We start from the raw sequence: 2,109 nt of genomic DNA on the forward strand, positions 1-2,109 counted from the left end.
CAACAGGCTGGCGTTTAGGTACCATTGGTATCCAACACAAAAACGTATTTGATGACGCACTAAGTTCTTTCAGCGAAGAAAAACAGTGTCAACTTGATGGCCGTTACAAAACACTGACTCCAGAGCCACGTGACATTAAGTTCATCGACCGCATCGTTGCGGATAGCCGTAGCGTAGCCTTGAATCACACTGCCGGTCTATCTCTACCGCAACAAGTGCAAATGGCGATGTTTGCTCTAACTTGTCTAATGGACTCAGAAGGTCGCTACAAAGCCGCTTGCAAACGCATCATCCGTGAGCGCTACACAACGCTTTACAAAAACATGGGTGTAGAAATCGAAGAGAACAAAGACCGTGTGGATTACTACACACTCCTAGAGCTAGACACGCTAGGTGGCAAACTTTACGGTCAAGAGTTTGTCGACTGGTTCAAAGCTAACGAGAAAGGTAAAGACTTCCTATTCCGTCTTGCTCACGAAACTGGCGTCATCTTACTACCTGGTAAAGGTTTCGACACAGTACACGCCTCAGTACGCGTATCACTAGCGAACCTTACTCACCACGAGTACGAGCTAATTGGCCGTGCAACACGCACTGTGTTGGATGAGTACTTCCAAGAGTTCTCTGCGTAATTCGTAGTTGCTAGAAAATATAAGCCCCGTCAAGTCGGGGCTTTTTTATTCGGTTGTTTAGGTCGTGATAATGAATGTAATTTCTGTAAATGCCGTTGAATCTGCCATTTTGGCACTCTTGATGTTGTTGTTTGGTGAGGTAACCAAAAAACACACACCAATATTAAGTAAATATCATATCCCAGGGCCGGTGATTGGTGGGTGCATCGCAGCCTTAATTACTACTTGCTTATATCGCATGGGAATGGAGTTCGAATTTGAACTTCCTTATAAAGAGACGTTGATGCTGATGTTTTTCGCAGGCATTGGTTTAAGCGCAAATATCAAGCAGCTATTCCAAGGTGGACGCTTGTTCGTTGTCTTTCTCGGAATCGCCGTTGTTTATATTATTTTTCAGGACGCTATTGGTGTCGCTGCAGCCTCGTTCTTAGGGCTGGATCCTAAGCTAGGACTGATGACGGGCTCTATCACCCTATCAGGTGGGCATGGTACAGGTGCTGCATGGGCGTCGATGTTTCATGACCATTTTGGTGTCGATAATGCACTCGAAATCGCGATGGCCTGTGCCACTTTTGGTCTTGTGATTGGCGGTATTATCGGAGCGCCTTTAGGCACGTATTTGGTTGAAAAAAATCAACTTTCAACACCGAACGTACATGCAGCAGATGTGGAACACAAAAAGGCCCATCACATGCCGACTAAGGGCAATGTACTACATGGCATCGGAAGCGTTGTTCTTTTAGCATGCTGTGTTGAGCTCAGCCAAATGCTACATAGTTTAGTGCTTGTGCTCGATGTGCATTGGCTGAACATGGTGCCAAATTTCGTCTATGCGTTATTTGTTGGTGCACTATTCTCAACACTATTTAGCGAGAGCAAACCTGCCAAGATTGCGATGGTCGAAGTGGCACGTTTAAGCTCAATTGCCCTAAGTGTCTTCTTATCTATGGCATTGCTTGAAATCAAACTTTGGCAGCTGTTTGATATGGCGTTGTCGCTGGTGGTTATCCTAACGATTCAAACATTGTTTACTATTGTGTTTGTTACGTCCGTTACCTATAAGCTACTCGGTAAAAATTATGATGCCGCGGTGATGGCAAGTGGTCATGCGGGCTTTGGTTTGGGTGCGACACCGACAGCCATGCTCAATATGAATGGTATCACGGGTTACTACGGCCCATCGCCACAAGCGTATTTTATCGTGCCGTTAATTGGTGCGTTCTTTATCGATCTCTCAAACCTAATCGTTATAGAGACATTCTTACATTTCATGTCTTGATGGATCTTCCCCATCAAAGGGGATTACCAAAGTTCAGTACTTTGACTTTAAAATTTACTCAAGACATCAAAAACTATATTCAGAAGAGGAGTGACGGTTTGAAAGGTGTCCAGTTCCGCTGGTTCAGATCACTAGCTTATTTCGATGATTTTACCGCGAGTTCAATGGACGGGTTAAATCGGCTTTGTTTCCTAATTG

General features: G+C 44.7%; 1 protein-coding gene and 1 pseudogene. Both read left to right on the plus strand.

The features are described 5' to 3' along the window. Nucleotides 1-632: pseudogene (locus AB4329_RS21740) on the plus strand (bifunctional aspartate transaminase/aspartate 4-decarboxylase); the annotation flags it as partial. 70 nt (nucleotides 633-702) lie between these two features. Continuing rightward, a complete protein-coding gene (gltS, locus tag AB4329_RS21745) occupies nucleotides 703-1,911 on the plus strand; it encodes a sodium/glutamate symporter (protein WP_017061004.1) in 1,209 nt (402 codons plus the stop codon). The last annotated feature ends 198 nt before the right edge of the window (nucleotides 1,912-2,109 follow it).

Source organism: Vibrio sp. 10N.261.54.A5, from assembly GCF_041471145.1.
In the GTDB taxonomy this organism is placed as follows: domain Bacteria; phylum Pseudomonadota; class Gammaproteobacteria; order Enterobacterales; family Vibrionaceae; genus Vibrio; species Vibrio crassostreae_C.